At 42.7% G+C, this 19,761-nt stretch carries 13 protein-coding genes; 8 read left to right on the top strand and 5 right to left on the bottom strand.

Features of this window, described 5'->3' with window-relative positions:
* Window positions 1-6: 6 nt before the first annotated feature.
* The 4 genes from FQ608_RS21630 (at window position 7) to FQ608_RS21645 (ending at window position 6,225) form a co-directional block, all read left to right on the top strand.
* Window positions 7-465: a patatin gene (locus FQ608_RS21630; protein ID WP_158860580.1), complete on the top strand. Its 459-nt coding sequence runs from the start codon at window positions 7-9 to the stop codon at window positions 463-465.
* Window positions 440-1,873 (top strand): patatin-like phospholipase family protein, encoded by a 1,434-nt coding sequence (locus FQ608_RS21635; protein ID WP_158860581.1) that lies wholly within the window; start codon window positions 440-442, stop codon window positions 1,871-1,873. Before FQ608_RS21630 ends, FQ608_RS21635 begins: the two co-directional genes overlap by 26 nt.
* Complete coding sequence (locus FQ608_RS21640) at window positions 1,870-3,633, top strand: metallophosphoesterase (RefSeq protein ID WP_234364321.1); 1,764 nt, start codon at window positions 1,870-1,872, stop codon at window positions 3,631-3,633. Before FQ608_RS21635 ends, FQ608_RS21640 begins: the two co-directional genes overlap by 4 nt.
* Before the next feature lie 252 nt (window positions 3,634-3,885).
* Window positions 3,886-6,225: a GMC family oxidoreductase N-terminal domain-containing protein gene (locus tag FQ608_RS21645; protein ID WP_158860582.1), complete on the top strand. Its 2,340-nt coding sequence runs from the start codon at window positions 3,886-3,888 to the stop codon at window positions 6,223-6,225.
* 78 nt (window positions 6,226-6,303) lie between these two features.
* Here the strand turns inward: FQ608_RS21645 and FQ608_RS21650 are convergent, their stop codons facing one another.
* Window positions 6,304-8,751, bottom strand: a complete 2,448-nt coding sequence (locus FQ608_RS21650; protein WP_158860583.1) for a TonB-dependent receptor plug domain-containing protein — start codon at window positions 8,749-8,751, stop codon at window positions 6,304-6,306.
* A gap of 388 nt (window positions 8,752-9,139) precedes the next feature.
* Here FQ608_RS21650 and FQ608_RS21655 point away from each other — a divergent pair, with 388 nt between their 5' ends.
* Window positions 9,140-9,409: a hypothetical protein gene (locus FQ608_RS21655; protein WP_158860584.1), complete on the top strand. Its 270-nt coding sequence runs from the start codon at window positions 9,140-9,142 to the stop codon at window positions 9,407-9,409.
* Between the two features lie 35 nt (window positions 9,410-9,444).
* Here the strand turns inward: FQ608_RS21655 and FQ608_RS21660 are convergent, their stop codons facing one another.
* The 4 genes from FQ608_RS21660 to FQ608_RS21675 all read right to left on the bottom strand — a co-directional run bounded on the left by FQ608_RS21660 (window position 9,445) and on the right by FQ608_RS21675 (window position 16,372).
* Window positions 9,445-10,491 (bottom strand): mechanosensitive ion channel family protein, encoded by a 1,047-nt coding sequence (locus FQ608_RS21660; RefSeq protein WP_158860585.1) that lies wholly within the window; start codon window positions 10,489-10,491, stop codon window positions 9,445-9,447.
* 285 nt (window positions 10,492-10,776) lie between these two features.
* Window positions 10,777-11,892 (bottom strand): Gfo/Idh/MocA family oxidoreductase, encoded by a 1,116-nt coding sequence (locus FQ608_RS21665; RefSeq protein WP_158860586.1) that lies wholly within the window; start codon window positions 11,890-11,892, stop codon window positions 10,777-10,779.
* A gap of 43 nt (window positions 11,893-11,935) precedes the next feature.
* Window positions 11,936-12,793, bottom strand: coding sequence for a sugar phosphate isomerase/epimerase family protein (locus FQ608_RS21670; RefSeq protein WP_158860587.1), 858 nt, complete (start codon window positions 12,791-12,793; stop codon window positions 11,936-11,938).
* Window positions 12,794-12,871: 78 nt separating this feature from the next.
* Entirely contained in the window at window positions 12,872-16,372 is a 3,501-nt protein-coding gene (locus tag FQ608_RS21675; protein ID WP_158860588.1) for a PVC-type heme-binding CxxCH protein, read from the bottom strand.
* A gap of 156 nt (window positions 16,373-16,528) precedes the next feature.
* On the opposite strand from FQ608_RS21675, the gene FQ608_RS21680 reads away from it, so the two are divergent.
* The 3 genes from FQ608_RS21680 to FQ608_RS21690 all read left to right on the top strand — a co-directional run bounded on the left by FQ608_RS21680 (window position 16,529) and on the right by FQ608_RS21690 (window position 19,667).
* Window positions 16,529-17,404: an AraC family transcriptional regulator gene (locus FQ608_RS21680; RefSeq protein ID WP_234364322.1), complete on the top strand. Its 876-nt coding sequence runs from the start codon at window positions 16,529-16,531 to the stop codon at window positions 17,402-17,404.
* A 425-nt stretch (window positions 17,405-17,829) separates the two neighbouring features.
* Window positions 17,830-18,405, top strand: a complete 576-nt coding sequence (locus FQ608_RS21685; RefSeq protein WP_158860589.1) for an RNA polymerase sigma factor — start codon at window positions 17,830-17,832, stop codon at window positions 18,403-18,405.
* A gap of 185 nt (window positions 18,406-18,590) precedes the next feature.
* Window positions 18,591-19,667 carry a FecR family protein gene (locus tag FQ608_RS21690; RefSeq protein ID WP_158860590.1) on the top strand — a complete coding sequence of 359 codons (1,077 nt, stop codon included), beginning with the start codon at window positions 18,591-18,593 and terminating at the stop codon, window positions 19,665-19,667.
* Window positions 19,668-19,761: the final 94 nt, after the last annotated feature.

The raw sequence follows: 19,761 nt of genomic DNA on the forward strand, positions 1-19,761 counted from the left end.
CTAACTATGGAAACTACAAAAAAAGGTCCTTTCTGGAAGCGCCACCTGCAGCTGTTGGTTGTGTTGATCTCAATTGTAACCGTGGTTTTAGGGATTTTTCAATTATTGAATCCCCAAGCTGCCTTAGGAATGATGGGGAAGGGTGAAATCCTTCCTGTCACTGCCCATTATTTTTCCATGTTGGGGTTTTTCATGATATTGTTTAATGGCATGGTGCTACATACGGTCTATGAAATTCAAACAAGCAAAACAATAATCTTGTGGGCAGCCCTACAAAAGGTCGGGGTGGCGGTTCTTGTATTTATCGGAATAATTGGCGGCCATTTTCATTTTACAGCCATAGGCGTAGCATTGTTTGATTTGTTTTCAGGAGTTATTTTCCTTTCGTATTTTGCCCAGCTTAATAAAGCGTCCTCCCATCCAAACCCCTTACAGACCAATGTTTCACCGACCGATATCGTCTGAGGAGATTCCACGTAGGGCGTTAATTTTGGCGGGAGGTGGAGTTAGGATAGCTTATCAGACTGGTGTTCTTCAGGCCTTGGAGGAGGAAGGGGTCGGTTTTCAACACGTGGATGGCACTTCTGGGGGTATTTTCAACACGGCCATGCTCGCAAGTGGGCACAGCGTAGGAAAGATGATGGATCGGTGGAGAAGCCTTCCCATGTCTTTTTTTGCGGCTGGAAGACCTTTTTGGGAATATTTCCGGCCACTTCGGATGTGGGGGTTCAGCGATGCCAAGGGAATCCGGAAAAAGGTGTTCCCCCATTTGGGAATAGATATTTCATCCATCCGATCAGGAGGATTTCCGGCTAATTTCAACCTGTGTAACTTTACCACTAAACAAATTGAGGCCATACCAACCCGGGAAATTACGGAGGATCACCTGATTGCCGGGATATCATTGCCCATGCTAATGCCTGCGCTCCACATCAACGGATCTTGGTATATGGATGCGGCTTGGGTGAAAGATGCCAATTTATTGGAAGAAGTGGAATTGGGGGCAACGGAACTCTGGTTGATCTGGGCAATTGGAAATTATCCCACTTACCTTAAGGGGGCCTTTCACCAATATGTACACTCCCTGGAAATGAGTGCCAACGGAGGGCTTTTTGAGGAACTTGAAAGGATAAAACTGATCAACAGGATTCGGAAGCTGGAAGGAAGGTCGGAGGGGGAACAGGTAAAACTTCACCTGATCACATCTGTTTTTCCCTTGCCATTAGATTCAGAGTTGTTTCTCCAAAAAATTACAGCCCGTGATCTCATAAATCAGGGGTATGCAGACGGCAAGCGATATCTAACTAGTAGGAAGCCTGAAGGAGTTTCCCTTGACCATACAGTAACGCAGACCGAGGATGTTGGCGAAACCTGTGCCTTCCGTATGAAATATTCCGGTAAACTGATTTGGGATGGGCTTCCTAAGGATACCGTATTTTATGCCCTATTTAAAATATCCACAACTAAATTGGAAGAAGTCGCCATAGATTTGTTTTCCAGTATATATTTTGCTAAGTTGGACTTGGAAATACCGCTTTTTGCCAAAGAAGTATCCGTAAAACCTCATTTTGGCAATACCTTAGTCGAGGTAATTAGTGAAATGGTCCTTTCGGGGAAAATCTATCTGGTTCATACGAATTGGATACTTATGGGTCCTTGGTATCAGGTAGTTGGTTTGGATTTTAAGGATGTCGCTGTTCGGATTTTCCCGAAAAATGAGATTTCTGAAAAGCCTGTAATCGAAGGAAAACTTTTCCAGTCATTTTGGGATAGGGTAATGGCCTCATTTTTTACCTCAACCAAAGGGAAAGATGGTATGGGGGCGGGAATAAAAACGCGAATAAATTTATTACGAAAAATGATTCAGATATGAAGTTTGAAAAGAAACCCATGGTCAATTGGTATGATCCCAAGCAGCTTGCGTTCACCGGCATGAAGACGGTTTTGTCCTCTGTATTTGGGAATTTTGCAGACCGTAGGGAAATGCAGGCAGCCTTAGACCAAGAAGTGAACCCTTTCGACTATTCCGATAAAAATGAAATGTGGTTTGATTTTGTCTCAGATTTGGGAGACGGATTCAACCCAACCTATACCTTGGCCCATACGCTGGCTCAGCCCTCCATTGAAGCGGAAGGAAAAACCTTGAAAAGGGGAGAATTTTTGGTGATGGGAGGAGATGAAATATACCCTACTCCGGAAACGATCGAATACGACAACCGACTGAGGGGGCCTTATTATGCTGCTTTCCCAAAGACAAAAGACAGTGATGAACATCGGCCGGACGTTTATGCCATTCCCGGTAATCATGACTGGTACGATGGGTTGACCAATTTCCTCCGACTATTTACGCAAGAAAGGTCATTGGGAAATTGGCAAACCCGGCAAACAAGAAGCTATTTTGCGATCAAGCTTCCTCATGATTACTGGTTGATAGCCATCGACGTACAATTAAATGCGGATATCGATTACCCTCAAATCTGTTACTTCAAAGAAATTGCCCAAAAACACTTTACTTCCTATACCAAGGTGATTTTGGTAACTGCGGAACCCGCTTGGGTCTATAAGTCCTTTGATCCGAAAAACACATCCTATGACAGGATAAAGTTTTTTATAGAAAGAGTTCTATTTGGGAAAGGGGAATCAAACTACGAAGATAAGAACAAAAGTATATCCGTAACCGCCATATTGACGGGTGACCTGCACCATTATGCCCGATATGAGGAGATCCATCCCGACAATCGGGTCCGCCAACTTATTACAGCGGGAGGTGGAGGGGCATTCATGCATCCTACCAACACACTTCTCGATGAGATCGAAACGTTGGATGGAAAAAAGGCTCATTTGAAAGAAGTCTTTCCTTCAAAAGCAGATTCGGTTAGGTTAAGTCTCCTTAACCTTATTTTCCCTTATTTCAGTGTGACAATGTTATTATTTTTTGGGACTCTTCATGCATTTACCTCCTGGATCCTTCAGACCAAACGTTATGCTAGCGGTGATACCATTATGGTCAGGCTCAGCGAAATTGATCTTTTTGACGGAGGGTTTGGAGCGTTTTTTTCAGCCATCACGGAATCATTAAGTCATAATCCGGGAGCCATTTTCCTAAATGTGCTGCTTTTTATAGGACTTATGGTATTTACTGACATCAAATCTTATAACGGAAAGTTAAACTATCTGGCAGGATTTGTACATGCCATCCTTCATCTTGTAAACTTATATGTGTTGTTATGGCTTTTTTCCCGAATAAACCTTTTTGAATTGGGACTGGCCTTGGATTCGTCGGGACAAGTGATCCTTTTTGTTGTAGAAATGATATTGGTAGGAGGTGTTATAAGTGGTGTTTTGTTCGGCATCTACCTGACATTTAGCGTTCTTGTGCTCAAAAACCACATTACTGAGGCATCATCTTCTTACCGTTGGGAAGGATATAAAAACTTCCTTCGTATACACCTCGATAAAGATGCCCTTACCATTTATCCTATTGGATTCAAGACAGTAGTCTCCGACTGGAAAAATATTGGAAGCGACGAGTCCCCAAAATTTAAGGGAAGCCCCGCTAAATTTTCAATTATAGAACCCCCCATTGTGATCAAACATGAAATCAAGCATGACGAAGAGCGAATCACACTGTGATGATTATCTGTCATGCGAGATTCCCTGCCTGTCGGCAGGCAGGTCTGGCCTTTGAAAAACAAAACATAAACAGATGAAATCGAGCATGACGCAGGCAACGCACGGAGGGATGATTATAATTGCGAGATTCCATGTGGCCATTAAAAAACAATTATAAACACATGAAATCGAGCATGACGTACCCGTCACACAAAGGGATGACTATCAACCATGCGAGATTCCATGTGACCCCTGAAAAACAATTATAGACACATGAAAAAGCTCTCTAAACCACTCACTCACCTAAAGGAAAAGTACGACGTAATAATCATCGGATCAGGTTACGGAGGGAGCATAGCAGCCTCTAGGATGGCCCGTGCCGGCCTTTCTGTTTGCCTCCTGGAAAAAGGTAAGGAATTTTTACCAGGAGAATTCCCCAACACATTGAGGAAGGCTTCAGGGGAAATGAACTTTATTCGGGGTAAGTCCCCGGGTATCAACCGCAACGGTCTGTACGAATTTACCATGGGTAACGGGATCAATGTATTCAAAGGCTGCGGATTAGGTGGAACATCCCTCGTTAATGCCAATGTTTCAATCCGGCCCGAACCCCGGATTATGGAAGACGCTGCCTGGCCCAGCGCCATCCGGGAAGATGTGGAAAGCTTCCATGAAGGGGTAGACAGGGCTTGGGAGATGCTTGTACCCAATCCCTATCCGGAAGGAAAAAACGGGTATCCGGTTCTTAAGAAAACCGATGCGATGCGTAAATCAGCCAAATTTATGTCGGAGCCTTTTCGGCTTTTGGATATCAATGTGACCTTTGAGGATAAGCAAAACCATGTGGGGATAAAGCAACCCAAATGTACCAATTGTGGCGATTGTGTGACAGGATGTAATGTGGGAGCCAAAAACACCACTGCCATGAATTACCTGCCTGATGCTTTTAACCACGGGGCGGAAATTTTTACCGAGATAAATGTGCGTTATGTGGAGAGGCAGGGAGATTATTGGCAGGTATATTTTCATCCTGCGCGAATCGGAAGGGAAAATTTTGACGCACCTTTGATGTTTATCCGATCCAAAAATGTGATACTCAGTGGCGGATCGCTAGGTTCGACTGAAATCCTTCTCCGTTCGGCACAAAATGGACTTAAGGTTTCCCCTAACTTGGGAAAACGGTTTACCGGAAACGGAGATGTGCTTGGATTTGGCTATAACAACGACATACCCATCAACGGAATAGGTTTGGGGAGAAAAGGCACAGATTCCATAGCCAATGTGGGTCCCTGCATTACCAGTGTCATTGATATGCGTGAACGCACTGATTTAGAATCAGGAATGACGTTGGAGGAGGGTACTGTTCCTGGCCCCATACGCTCCATTTTGCCTAAGGCCCTTATAGCATTTTCCCGTCTTGCGGGAAAGGATACGGACCGAGGGTTTATGGATTACCTGCGGGAAAAATGGAGGGAAATCCGAAGCCTTGTTCTAGGTGCCTTTCACGGTGCTGTGAACCATACCCAAATTTACCTGGTCATGACCCATGACGATGGCAACGGGGAAATGGTCCTTACCGACGGAAAACTAAGCATCAATTGGAGGGGAGTGGGCAAACAGGAAATCTTCAACAAGGTAAACGGTGAAATATTCAGCGCTACCAAAGCTCTCGGAGGCACCAAAATTCCGAATCCGACCTGGAACAAAATGATGAACTACGATTTGGTAACCGTACATCCACTTGGAGGCTGCGCTATGGGAGATGAAGCCCAGAGTGGTGTAGTGGACCACAAAGGACAGGTATTTGCCAGCACAGAGGGAAATGAACTCCATCAGGGACTATATGTGATGGATGGGGCGGTGATCCCGAGGCCGGTGGGTACCAATCCCCTGCTTACTATAAGCGGATTGGCGGAACGTAGTTGCAAGCTTATTGTGCAGGAAATGGGTTTGACCTTATCCTATTCCTTTAATCCGCCCCAGCATGCTGACAAGGAAACCTCTCCGGTTGGTACTGGCGTTCAGTTTACTGAAACTATGCGCGGATATTATGGGCCTGGAGAAACTGAAGATTATGAAACGGGATTTCAGATGGGCAAAAGCAGCCATTCTGAATTTGAATTTACCCTGACTATACAGACTGAAGATATAGATGCATTTGTGGCAGATGAAAAGCATCAGGCCCGTATGATTGGTACCATGCTGGCTCCTGCCTTATCTCCTTATCCAATGACGGCCTTAAATGGGGTATTCAATCTGTTCATAGATAATCCCCAAGCGCCAGACAGAAAAAAGATGAAATACACCGCGCAGTTGTACAGCCGGGAAGGTCAAAACTATTATTTTGAAGGATTCAAGGATATATTCAACGACAAAGGCTTAGATGTGTGGAAAGACACCACGACCTTGTTTATCACTATCTATGAAGGAACCGATTCAACTAGTAACCCTATCGGAAAGGGAAAACTGGTCATTCGAATTGCTGATTTCATGCGTCAACTCCGAACTGTCAAAGCAATTCATGCCCGCAGCACCTCTGATGGGCTACGTGCGGTAAGCGCATTTGGTAAGTTCTTCGCCGGAAATGTATTTGAAACCTATTTTAAACTTTGAGATTTTGAATGACCCATTTTATTCACCGGGGGAGCAAATTACATTTCGTTTCTTGAGAACTACATGCTTCTTCTGCGTTCAGTCTTCCACTACAAAGCTGTGTGATTGAAAGAGAGGTTGACCGTCTGTGGATATCCCTTCTACGATCACCCTGTATTTCCCAGGTGTATCAGCTGTATAAAAGGATAGTGTCCTGCGGGTTCCTGCGTTGAGGGCGATGTTTGGCTCCCAATAGATTGTACTTCTCCAATCGGGGTAGTCAAAGTAATCCGAATTGGACTCTTCATAGGTAGGGGAGTAAAACCTACGGGTCTTGGTATATCCTCCGGCAAGGTGCGTCATGATATGCTTACCCCGTTCTGGGTCCACTTCCTCAAGTTCGCCACCCCGGTGGGTAAAGAGTGCAATCACTCCGCCGCCGGCCCGGCCGCCGTAGATACCCGCTGAACCAGGACCTTTAAGGATTTCAATCCGGCTTATGTCAAATTGATTAATACTTTGCATGGCTCCTTCACTGATGGGCATCCCATCTAATAGGTAGAGAGGTGTGCCCTGACCTCGGATTACTGCCCGAAATTCATTCATTCCAGTGCGGGTAACCTGAAGTCCAGCCACACGGCCTTGCAAGCTTTCGAGGATGTTTCCCGACGGAGCTACAGGCAACTGCTCCCTATTCAACGTTACGTCTGCCCGGCTATGTAGTCGAAAGGGCTCCATAATCTCCGCTCTTCCTTCAATGACGACTTCCTGAAGCAACACCTCCCTTAAATCCATACCAGCTATCGCCGACTCGGTAGCTTGAAAGCGCTCCTCAAAAGCTGTCTGGAAATACTCGGAAGATAAAGGTGGCGGCAGGGCAAGGTTTGGGCGAAGGACATGAGAACTTCGTGGGGGAGGGTCTTGCCGTGAAAGCATTGAAATTTCCACATCGGACCTATCTCCTCTGCTGTCCGAACCCTGCACAACAACTTGAATCGTATCTCTAAAATAAAATCCCTGAAATCCAAAATAACCCTCCGCATTAGTGGAGGTGGTGATAAAGGTTTGGTACTGGTCCTTAAGATAAAGAAGAGTTTCGCCATCGGCTACAGGATCTCCATTGCTACGGGTAAGTCTTCCCCAAAGTGTCAGGTCTTGTTCTTGGGCAAAACGGATTGCCGGATACTTAGATTCCATGATGTCTGTCCATTCAAAGGTACGCCAACCTTGAGTCATCATCAGTAAGCGAAGAGCCTCTTGATGTTCCCGGTCATCGGATTCAAAATAGTACCCCGGTGAGTGCACGCTTCCTTTGAGCTCTGAACTTAATAACAAATAGGTTAAGATATTTTCCTGGTCGGAGTGATATGGAACTAATTCCTCGGCGATCACTGCCATGGAAAGTTTCGCAGGTGTGTCGCTACCCATTGCGGAAAATTGTACTGACAGGTCTACTTTTTCCCTCGTGCCGTAGCTGGGTTTTTCAGTGCTTATGCTAATTTCGTGATTAGCATGAGGTTTTTTGAAAATTAGCCTTTCCGCAAGAGGTTCACCATTGTCGGTGGCTAGAGTAATTCTAGAAATTCCGGAAGGAAATTGTGATTTGCTAAGGGAATGGTGGTAGTCTTCATCGGCTGATACCAGGAATGATTCAGCATGAATTAGTGTATCCGTATTCATAATGACCAACCATATTTTTGGAATTTCGGAAACGTTGGTTCTTATGGCGATTTTCACTGAATCGGAATTTGAAACTTCATCCACCTCCATGGCATAGCCTTCAGGCAGGGCTTTAGGTAGGCGGTATTCAAACATTTCACCATTCAAGCCAGGGATCTTAGCAATTAGTTGTGTGTTGGCTTCAGGTTGGACGGTAAATGATCCCGTGCCTTCATGCACATCAGAAAAAGTCAGGATTTCCTTTCCATCTCCGTCGATCAAACTTCCCTGAATGGACACTCCCTTACCCCAATGGTCCGTAGCTTTGAAAGCCACCACTTGGGATATGCCTTCAATTAGCTCCCCACCCTCAGGAAAAAATCGCATCTCTATTTCAGATTGTATTTCTTCTTCTCTGGTTGAAATGGTGTCAGATGTGGATATGATGGAAATTTCCCGTTGGAAAAAATAGGCTTCTCCAAAGTTTTTTTGCCAATGAGTGTGGGCGGAAAGCACATATGCGCCTGACGGCAGGTCGTCAGGCAGTAGTATGTCACCGAAAGTGGCACCATCCTCAATGGGAAGTGTTATGCTCTTAATCGGTTGATGGTTATTGTTTACTAAGTCTACATAGAGGACACCGCTTTTCTGAGAAGGTAGGAGTGAGGCCGCATCCACGACATATGCTGCCAGCCAAAGCGTCTCCCCAGGAAAATATTGCGTTTTATCCTGTTGGATATAAACCTTTTCAGGTCCATAATTGACCGAGTAAGTTTGTATGAAGTTTTTGATCCGTTCAGGATCAATTTGCACAGGAAGTAAATATGCACAAAAGGAAATACCTAGTGCAACACATGAGAACAAAACTGTTAAATAGAAACTTTTCATGGAGAAGGTAGATTGAGTAAATATTCCTTGAAAAAGTTGGCGGATGGTAATGAGTTGATTTTACTAAATTATGTACGTATAGGATAGAAATAAATGACCAATTATTATGCCAGATTGAGTATCTGGAACTTTCGCTCGACCAAAGGAAAACACACAAACCGTAAAAAATTATTTTAAATTTATAAAATCAAATTAAACCAATTAATATTTTACGTATAGGATCTTTAGTGGTTTCTTATTTAAATCAAAGATTAATATTCGGCCAATAATTAATTAATACCAAAAATAGAAATCTTAATTTTAAATACAAAAAATAGATTTTTTACGACAGAAATGGTTATTTAAACGTATATTTGATAACTTTACAACTACTAACAATACCACCACCATGAAAAAGCATTTATTGTTTATTCCTGATATTTTTTTAGTTATGTTGATCATTTTCAGTTGTGAAAGAATGGATCTGACTGAATGGAGGAATTCAACGGATAATTTCCCATACTCAAATCAAAATACAACAGACCTAAATAAAGTAACTTTAGATAGCGTCAGTTCTACCCCGGATGTTGATATATGGAAAAATCATCGTGCCGTAAATCAGGAAAGGGCAAAAATCATTTTAGGTAATTTTCGAATATTAGAAATTGGAGAGAATTAATTGGTTGCAACGGTTTTTAGAACCAAGGCTAAATGCTATTTGTTTGTTGGAAAAATAGCTTTATCCGGATATTTCTTTAATTCAGCCATAATCACTTCGACCAATTTCCCCCTGACTTGGCCCGATTTCTTGGGTTCTACGAGATAGCGTAAAGTAACTTCTATCCAAGTATTGGAGTGCGCGCGGAGGATCACCGCTGGATATTCATTCACATCCAGCGCATCAACAGGAGTCTCTGCCAATATTTTTTTAAACCTTGCCACCCGTCTCACCATAGCTTTTCCAATCTCTCGCTCAGCGATACGTTGCACAGTATCTGTCACAAATTTAAAATCACTTCCATGGGACAAGTAAAAATTAAGCTCATTCCAAATAAATGGGAACAATGGCCAGGAGTAATTGTAAATATACTCATTGAATACTTTGGAATTTGCAAACCGAATTATCCGGCCACTTGGATGGTCTCCAGATAGGTAATCTCCATTAAACTCCCATAGGGTGGTATCAATATAACTTACGTTTATTACATCGCCATATACGTTGCCAATCCGTATTCTGTCTCCAACATCATATGGCTTTCGGATAAGTAGGTATATCCATCCAAAAAAACTTGTGAGGGGATTTTGCAGGGCCAGGCCCAATATAAGGGATACAATCCCAAAAGATACCATTGCGGCGTACCAGTTGGCAAAAAGCAATGAAAGAACGATAAAGAAAACCAGGATGCCGGCAAATAAATCAGTAATGCGGTTAAAATTGAAGACAGTAGTCTCATTTCCAACTTTACGATTGACAATTTTTTTTAAAAGCCGGTTAGCCGTTAACACTAAACTAACAAACATTACCGCTAACACAACCCTTTGCACGGTAGGTATGTAATTGGCCGGTATTGGTAAATAGTCCTTAGCTAACAAAAAATAGAAAACCCCACATCCAACAAATAATATAGCTGTAGCTCCCAGAATAGGAGCCTCCCTTTTTAAAGTTTCGGAACTATCCTTTGGCAAGTTGATCGCATTCTCGTACAAAGCCCGTTGTACTTTTTCATCTTTTTTGATTTCTTCTAATTCTTTATCCTCCATTTTTAGAGCTATTTATAAAAGCGATTGTTTCGATAAATTCATGTCTGTGAAGATTTAAGTAAAAATAAGTGCTGACACTGTAGGCAACAAGAATGCCAAAAAGATTTTTTCAATGAAGGACAAAGGGTTAGGATGAACGCTAATTTTTTGAAATTCTCAATACCCATATACCTAATATTTTGGAAAAAAAACAACGGCAGAATTTCTGCCGCTGTTTGGGATTGGTTAGGTAGGTCAATAGGTTGATAACGGATTCATGGGCAACTAACGCCGCTATAATTTCAGCTATTTTTTAAATGTAAAGTCCGGGAGCGGTATGATTTCTCCACCCTTCATAGCTGATTCATGTGCCAGAATTCCAACACAGGTTATATTTGCAGACTGTCTTGCGTCGGGATAAGGGGCTCTTCCTTCTTCAAGTGCTGAAAGAAACTCATGTACCAAATGGGGGTGTGAACCTCCATGTCCTGCACCTTGAATAAAGGAAAGGTGCTGGTTGTCGTCCGAATCATAGACTCCCGCTGAGGTAAACGATGCGATCTCTTCTGGCAGTAAGTGGGCAAAATCAGGGATTTTCACTTTTTCGGGCTCCTCACCGGTATGGATCACGCTATCCTCATGCTCGATAAGCGTCCACTCAAATGATTTTTTAGAACCATAGGCATCGAAACTTTCCCTATACTGTCTTGCCGTATTGAAAAGAGAGCGGGTAACTTCGGCTGCCAAGTCGGAGTCCTTCAATTTGATATGACAGGTCTCAATGGCAAAGGGAGATCCGTATTTTTCAATCAGGTTTTCATCGATTCTGCCGGAACCAAAGCAGGAGACATACTCTGCCTGCGCCTTCGGAAGAGCAAGTACGGGACCCACACAGTGGGTGGCATAATGCATGGGCGGCAAGCCTTCCCAATACCCAGGCCATCCGGCCATTTCCTGTTGATGGCTGGCTCTAAGGAATTGTAGTTTACCCATTTCACCTTTTTCATACATATCCTTGACAAAGAGGAATTCACGGCTGTAAATGACCGTTTCCATCATCATATAGGTAAGACCCGATTTCTCCGTTTCTTCTACTATTTGCCTGCATTCCTCTACAGTGGTTGCCATAGGGACGGTGCAAGCAACATGTTTTCCAGCCCTAAGGGCCTTTAAAGATTGCTCCGCATGAGCCTGAATGGGGGTATTGATATGAACTGCGTCGATATTTGGATCTTTCAACAACTCATCATAGTCGGTATATCTTTTTTCGATGCCAAAAGCATCACCGATTTCATTGAGTTTATCCTCGTTTCGTTGACAGATAGCATACATATTAGCCAGCGGGTGTTTTTGGTAGATGGGAATAAATTCCGCTCCAAAACCAAGTCCTATGATGGCTATGTTTATTTTTTTGTCGTTCATAGTATATGTGTATTGTTGATTACTCTAAAACTGATTATGTTGATCAAGAAGCCCATTCTTTTAGGAACTTTAATCCTTCCGACGCAAAGTCATCTTGGCTTTCAGCCAAAGGCCTCCATATACAGACAGCACCGGCCAATTCTTTGATTTCAGGGGTAAAACTTTCGATGGATACCGTTCCTTGGTAGTTGATTTTTTCCAACCCCCGTCGGTAATCCTCCCAACGGGTTTGTCCCGTACCGGGTGTTCCTCGGTAATTTTCGGAAACCTGCACATGTATAAGTTTCTCGCCCACCAATGTGATGGCATCTTCGATACTTCTTTCCTCGATATTCATGTGAAATCCGTCCAGCAACACTTTGGCTGCCGGGTGGTTGATGTCATGTATTAGCTGCATCAAATCTGCGGCGTTGTTAATTAGGTCTGTTTCAAAGCGGTTTAAAGGTTCGAGTGCAATTTCCTGACCAGCGGATGCGGCCATTTTGCAAACGATATGTAAGTTGTTGACAGCTCTGTCCCATTCCACTCTTTTCTGTTCAGGAGAAAGCAGTCTGGCTTTGCCCACGGCAGAGTACATGGGGCCTGCGACAAACTTGGCACCTAAAGCGGAACTGATGTCGAAGCATTTTTGGATATAGTCAAAGCTAGTTTGATGGAATGAAGGATCATCGTGAGTCAGGTCTCTGGATGGACCAAAGGCCCCACAAATTACTGGCTTAAGATCATGCTGCATCAAAGCATTCTGAACTCCAGCCACATCGATAAGGTCAGGGTCCTCTACCGGAATTTCCACTGCGTCAAAACCCATACCTTTAATTTTCTCAAATAGGGCAGGGGTGTCTGATTTAAAGGGAGATGTCCAAAGCCACGTCGTGACTCCAAAAGTTACGTTTAAACTCATGTTATCTAGTTACTGGGTAAATCGACCTAAACACGGAATGTACTTGGGTCGACATGAAATTTTTAAAGTTAACAGGTTCTATTCCACAATCATGATACCGTTCATGATTCTCCAGTGGCCGGGTACGGTACAGATGTACACATATTCCCCTGGAGTGTTGGGCGCCCGAAATACAAGTGATTCACTGGATTCGGGGTCAACAAGACGGGTAGCCGCAATTATTTCCGGCATTTTAGGAACGAAATTCATTTCAGCTCCATTTGGGTCCCTGGCTAACGCATCTGCGGCAGCACCTACTTTTTCCATGGTTCCTGGCATGGCGATTACCAAGTTATGCTGCATGAAGTCAGTATTTTCAAAGTCAATTGTCACTTCGTAACCTGCCTTTACCGTAAAGGTTGGTTTGTTAAATTTCATTTCATGTTGGATGACACCCATTTTGACAGTAACTGAGCCAGCGGCAGCATCTTCCTGTACGGGCTCTTGGCTCAAGGTGACACGCTGTTCCTCACCTGTAGGTTGAAGCAACCTTAAATACGACTCACGGGAATTCATGCGGCCTCTAAACCAAAATGGTCTAGGATAATCACCTACCTGCTTATCCCCCTGATTATCATTTCCGATACGTACTCGTTCTGATGCTAGAGAAGTTGTAAAAAGGCCATTAGCATTTGTGGTGGCAACAGTTTTTTCGTTTATCAGCAAATTCATTGAACCATCTTTCAGAAGATTGGCCTGAACTACGAATTGTTGGGTGGGCAGATTACCCTTGGAATCAATTTTATAGGATCTACCACCTTGTTTGACCAACCAGTGTACAGCGTTATTCTGTACATAAAGGCTGTAGCCATTATCTACATCGCCCTGTGCCACGATAATGCCCTCCAATACGTCATCTCCTGATTTGCTGATAGTAGCCTTTAAGTGTATCTCCTTGTTTTCAATGGCAGGAGGAAAAGGAATTCCCGCTCTTCGGTCAAGGCTATATTGCTCCTGCACTAAACTTTTTGAAACACGTTCTGCAAGATTTAACAGCGAGTCCGGTTTTGTAATCTGTGCTACCTGTTTTACTTGATCTTCAAAGGATTGGGGATGAGCCAACACGGCAGCAAACAAAGCTTGGGGAAGGTAGTCATCGGTATTATTTTCCTCCAAAAGGCTGGCATCAAGCAATGCTTTGCCTAATCCCGCCAAAGGTGGCATATCCGCTACTGCCAATAACGCTGCCTTTCTGGTGTTTAAGTCCGCATCATTTACCAGGTTGGCGTCCAAAATGGCTTGAGCACCGGCTTCGGTACGTGGTAGAACATGCACAGCGTTTTTCCGTACCCCGGCTGCTGTATGATTTAAGGCCTTATAAACTACTCGGTTTACCTTATCATTGGATCCGTCAAGCATACCCAAACCATGAAGTGCCCACAAAGCATGCACGGCAGGGCTGTTTAAACCAATTTCATCGACCGAATTAGTATCTACCAATTTCAACAGTTCATCAACAATTTCTTTATTCTGGTTTTCAACAATTAATCGTTGCGCAGTTCTTCTCCAGAACATGTTGTCGCTTTTCAACCCTGAGATTAGGTCCCTATTACTTGTAGGATCGATTTTAAACGGTTTGTATTCGGGAGCACCCTTATAAACTAAACGGTAGATCCTTCCGTGTTCTGAATCACGTAGGGGATTAATATATGCGTTGCCCTCTCCGTTTTCAAAACCTTGGGGGGTAGGATTGTGCTGTATGATAAAGTTATACCAATCTGCAATCCACAAAGCCCCATCAGGACCAACTTCCGCATGTACCGGCGAAAACCATTCGTCGGAACTGGCTAGAATATTAAACCCATTTCTTTCCCTGAATCCAGAACCGTCTTTTTCGATTATTGCCCTGTGTAGTACCCTTCCAGTAGGTTCTGCGACAAAAGCAACTTTATTCCAGTAGGATTTAGGAAAACTTCTTGCAGTGTAAAGGTGGTGACCGGCTGCCGCTGTATAGCTTCCATGCCAGTCAACCTGCCGTAAATAGGGGGTTAAATGGGGCATGTCATAATGCGTGTCAATTCCGTGTGCCGCATTCACCGAACCGCCTTGGATTGGTCTTTTAACATATTTATTGTCCATAGCTAGATAGACACTATGTTGCCCGTTTGCAGTGGAGATAAACACGTCAAATTCCTCTGAAAACCCCAACCCCCAGGTATTGTTGCTGGTGTTGCCCAAGAACTCAAAATCAGTACCATCCGGCTTGAATCGGTAAACGCCTTGGCTGAAATTAAAGGGCTTTCCATCAATTTCTCCATTGAATCCGGAATAACCCAATACACCCCAAACCTTGTTGTCAAATCCATACATCAGGTTGGAAGGACCAGCATGGGTATCACTCTTACCCCAGCCGGTGATTACAGTTTCCCGCAAGTCGGCTTTACCATCTCCATTGGTATCTTTGAAAAAGACAAAATCAGGTGCCATGGAAACCAATAAACCACCATTTACCCAAACCATGCTGGTCGGGATATTTAAATTATCTGCAAAAACAGTAATTTTATCTGCCTTGCCGTCTCCATCGGTATCTTCTAACAGCTTGATGAGGTCATTGCCGCCATCTTTTCTTACTTCGTTGGGGTAGTCCTTTGTCTCGATGACATAAAGCCTGCCCTGATCGTCCCACGCCATTGCCATGGGGTTGATAATGTCTGGCTCGGAGGCGAACAACTGCAACTCGAAGCCACCCGGAATTTGCACCAGTTTCATAGACTCTTCCGGTGAAAGGGGATGCTGGTATTTTGGAGCTGGATCCCTTCTTTCATAATTGGGTATTTCAGCCTCGCTGAATACCGGCACGGGAATATTGTAATCCATCACTTGTTGCACAACGTTTTCACCAACAGCCCAATAGACGCCATTGGCAACTAACGTATGAAAATCCGGTTTGCTCCAGGTGCGCTCATCATGGCCGTAGGCGGTGTAAAACACCCTTCCTTTTCCTTGCTCACGGACCCAAGTCCAAGGTTCCCGGTGGTCTCCCTCTACCCGTTCCATCAGGACGGTCATATCAGGATTCAGTTTACTGTGAACGTACGTTTCATCCCATGTCTCAAATTCATTGACTCCCTGCATAATCTGGTGGGAGGGGTCAATAATATCAACAGTAAAGTCTCCTACTCCATGGGATTTGAACTGGCCGCCTACAGTTTCCACGAACCAGTCCGAATTGCGGAAGCAAAAGGATGCACTGTGAAGGGGTATAAAGGCTTTTCCACCTTCCACATATGATTTCAGGGATTTTTCCTGCTCGGAGGTAATTTCATCGTGGTTGGCATAAATCATTACTCCATCAAAAAGAGCCAGATTGTTGTCGTTTAGATCATTGGGATCCGAAGTATAAGTGAGGTTGATTCCTTTTTGGAAAAGCGGCATGGCGAGCATGGGCATCAACTTTTCGGAATTGTGGTGCTGACTGTCGTGCCCCAGAAAAAGGATCTCTATCCTCCGCGGACCGTCCGATAGTCCAAGACGGGTGGCCTTATCTCCACAGGCAGCAAACAGCGCTGCGAAGATTAATATAAAACCGAGTTGTTTCATTTTTTTGAGTTTATTGAGCATGCGTTAATTTAGTATAATAAGTGTAAAGATGATAATTATTGATGAGTCTTTCTCACTCTATTTTACCAAATTCTGACTGTATTTTATCACGATAATGTAAAAATTACTATTTTTAACGCATTAAATGAGAGTGATGTGAACAAACCATTTCAAAAATCGAAAATTCCTGGCCACATGGCATTTGTGGTGAGGGAATTAATTGCCTCTTCTTTCGATTCCAATTGGCATTTCCATCCCGAATACCAGCTATTCTTAGTGCTGGAGGGCAGGGGTACCCGGTTTGTGGGAGATAACATGAAACCTTTCAGGGAGAATGACCTGGTTTTTACAGGGCCAAATCTCCCCCACCTATGGCGAAATGATCAGGAATATTTCGATAAGTCCCAAAAATTAAAGACACATGGTATTGTGGTCTATTTCTCAGCGGATTTCATAGGTGAGGGATTACTTGAAAAGGAAGAATTTGAGGGATTAAAGCATCTGTTGCATCGTTCGGTGAGGGGACTGGAAGTAGATGGGGAAACCAACCGTGTGATCCGGCCCATGATGAAGAGGTTGCTGACCTTGAAGGGACTGGAAAGTATTATTCACCTGTTAAGAATTTTGCAGTTAATGGTTGTTTCCAGGGATTGCCACCCCATTGTTCAGGCTGGATATACCAACCTGAACAAGGCTTCGGAAGAAGACCGGATGAGCCAGGTCTATGATTACGTAATGGAGCATTTTAAGGAGGGAATACGGTTGGAAGATGTGGCTACACTTACGAATATGACAGTAAGCTCCTTTAGCCGCTATTTCAAGTCCCGTATGAATAAATCGTTTTCAGATTTTCTCTCTGACGTACGGATCAGTCATGCCTGCAAACTGCTTCATGAGGAAAGGATTAATATCAGTGAAGTATGCTATGAAAGCGGCTTTAACACCCTTTCCAATTTTAACAGGCAGTTTAAGGACCGGATAGGGGTTACGCCTATGTCCTATAAAAAGGATTTTCAGCAGCGGTTTGGGTAAAATTATAAAATCAGGCCGTAAAATGGGTATAGCTTGGAATATGTGAACGAAGCATTTGGAAATGATGGCCTAAACTCTTGGAGGGCAGTGACAAAATATAAACTTGCTTCTTTTGCATAAGAAATTTGTTTAAAATCTCTAAAAACATGAATAAGTTGATTTTTTCTTTTATTCAGCCAATCAAATTATTTAGAGCGGTATACCGGTCCAAGGTTTAAAGCGGTTTTTAGTATGGAGGAGGTTTTAAATTAATGTATTTATAGGTACTAGTCTCTTATCCTTTAAAGCCAAATATCTATGGATTATTTGGTTTGGTGTCATTTATATTTTTTAAAGTGCCGGAAAATTTAGAATAATAAATGTCATAATGTATTTTATTGTAAATTTTATATCCCTACTTTAGTGTCCAACCCAAAATAGCAATAATGGAAAAAAGTTTACACCAACTTCGAACGGGACAGGTATGTGATGATTTTGAAAATTGGCAGAAAATCAGAAACAATGAACGTACCGGATTAGAAGCGATTTACAAGAAATATATTTCCCAGCTTTTTTCATTGGGTAGATCCATTGTTTCAGATGAAGACTTTGTAAAGGACTGTATTCAGGATGTTTTTTTGGACCTTTGGAAGTACAGGAATTCGATCAAAACGGTCGATAATTTTAAGTTGTATCTTTTTAAATGTTTAAGCCATAAAATTTACAGGCAAATAGAAAGCTCCAAAATGGAAAGGGGATTATTAGAACTTGAAAAATATGATGTATTGTATTTTTTAGAATCTGCCGAAAGTGATTTGATTAGAACCCAAATTGATCAAGAAAGAAGTTTTAAATTATCCAATGCCATAGATAAATTGCCTGCACGCCAGAGAGAGGTCATCCGGTACTATTTTTTCGATAGTTTTAGCTATGAGCAAATCGCTGAGGTTATGAAAATCAACGTTCAGTCGGTCTACACGTTGGTTTGGAAAGCCATTTCAGGATTAAAGAAAAGCCTGTAAGGGAATTTTGTCGATAAATTTTTTTCTCAAATCCATTTCAAATTTGGCGAATATTTAAGCTTTAATTTACAGATTTTTTAAGCGATGGTCATTTTTGTTTCCGCAACAATAAATTTCATTTTTTTTTGAAATTATAAGGATAGATTTTGTAGAAAACCTGCTCATATGTATTAGGTTTTAGAAAAATGGATATAGCCAAATATACAGCTGAGGATTTTGTTTTGGACCCTTCCTTTAGGAGGTGGGTGGTAAATCCCGATGCCGAAACCAAAATTGAATGGGAAGAGCTTCTGTCGAAAAATCCACATCAGTACGAAGCGGCGGAAATGGCTAGAGAAATTATCTTGAACCTTTCAATTAAAAACCATCATATAGAAAATAATCTAATATCTGAAATCTGGGAACAAATAGAGCGGAATCTGGATGTGGAAACGTCATTTGATTACAAGGTGGTTCCTCTCGATTCAAAAAGTACTTTAGGGAAAAAGTCAAACAGAACTCCGTTTATCAATTTGAGCTTTTGGTGGGGAGTAGCCTGTTTTTTCATCGTATGTCTGACGTTTCTCTATTTATTTGGCCCGGTGGAGGAGGATGAAAAATTAGTAATATCTGAACCGAAAACTTATGTAGAGCGGATTACACCTCCGGGGGTAAAATCGAATCTCATGCTTTCTGACGGGTCCAAAATAATCCTCAATTCCAACAGTAAGCTGAAATTTAGGAAGCAGTTTGACTTGGACAAAAGAGAAGTGTTTTTGGAAGGGGAGGCATTTTTTGATGTGGTGGAGGATTCTCTTCGACCATTTATCGTAAATATAGGCCAGGTCAATGCCGTAGCTTTAGGTACCTCTTTTAATGTAAAAGCCTATAACAAATCCAATATGGATATTGCACTGGTTTCGGGTAAGGTATTAATAGAAGACAGGGAAGGCGACAAGCCTTCTGTTTTATTGGTTCCGGGGCAGATGGCACAAATTGGAAAAGGGACGTTGCAGGTAACAGACTTCGATAGAGATTTAATTCTTAGTTGGACAATAAAGCAGATTTTATTTAAAGAAACCCCGATAGACGAAGCCATTTTCTTGCTGGAAAACTGGTATGGTGTTAAAATTCATGTTTTCAACCGGCCTAAAAGCAAGGTGACCTTCTCCGGTAAATTTCAGGATGAAACATTGAAAAATGTCCTTCTTGGACTAAGCTATGTAGCAGGTTTCAATTTTTCAATCCATCAAAATGAAGTAAAAATTAAGTTTGACAATTAATCTTTTAACCCGAAATAAATTGCTTATGAAGAAACGCCAATATTGAAAAAATAACCTAAGCTTATTTGACAGGGATTTTTGAAATATGTGGATA

It is taken from the genome of Lunatibacter salilacus, assembly GCF_009797935.1.
GTDB lineage: Bacteria > Bacteroidota > Bacteroidia > Cytophagales > Cyclobacteriaceae > Lunatibacter > Lunatibacter salilacus.

Bases quoted from the DNA above. Each gene is read 5' to 3' on its own strand.
- FQ608_RS21630 (WP_158860580.1), top strand. From the start codon at position 7: ATGGAAACTACAAAAAAAGGTCCTTTCTGGAAGCGCCACCTGCAGCTG.
- FQ608_RS21635 (WP_158860581.1), top strand. From the start codon at position 440: ATGTTTCACCGACCGATATCGTCTGAGGAGATTCCACGTAGGGCGTTA.
- FQ608_RS21640 (WP_234364321.1), top strand. From the start codon at position 1,870: ATGAAGTTTGAAAAGAAACCCATGGTCAATTGGTATGATCCCAAGCAG.
- FQ608_RS21645 (WP_158860582.1), top strand. From the start codon at position 3,886: ATGAAAAAGCTCTCTAAACCACTCACTCACCTAAAGGAAAAGTACGAC.
- FQ608_RS21650 (WP_158860583.1), bottom strand. From the start codon at position 8,751: ATGAAAAGTTTCTATTTAACAGTTTTGTTCTCATGTGTTGCACTAGGT.
- FQ608_RS21655 (WP_158860584.1), top strand. From the start codon at position 9,140: ATGAAAAAGCATTTATTGTTTATTCCTGATATTTTTTTAGTTATGTTG.
- FQ608_RS21660 (WP_158860585.1), bottom strand. From the start codon at position 10,491: ATGGAGGATAAAGAATTAGAAGAAATCAAAAAAGATGAAAAAGTACAA.
- FQ608_RS21665 (WP_158860586.1), bottom strand. From the start codon at position 11,892: ATGAACGACAAAAAAATAAACATAGCCATCATAGGACTTGGTTTTGGA.
- FQ608_RS21670 (WP_158860587.1), bottom strand. From the start codon at position 12,793: ATGAGTTTAAACGTAACTTTTGGAGTCACGACGTGGCTTTGGACATCT.
- FQ608_RS21675 (WP_158860588.1), bottom strand. From the start codon at position 16,372: ATGAAACAACTCGGTTTTATATTAATCTTCGCAGCGCTGTTTGCTGCC.
- FQ608_RS21685 (WP_158860589.1), top strand. From the start codon at position 17,830: ATGGAAAAAAGTTTACACCAACTTCGAACGGGACAGGTATGTGATGAT.
- FQ608_RS21690 (WP_158860590.1), top strand. From the start codon at position 18,591: ATGGATATAGCCAAATATACAGCTGAGGATTTTGTTTTGGACCCTTCC.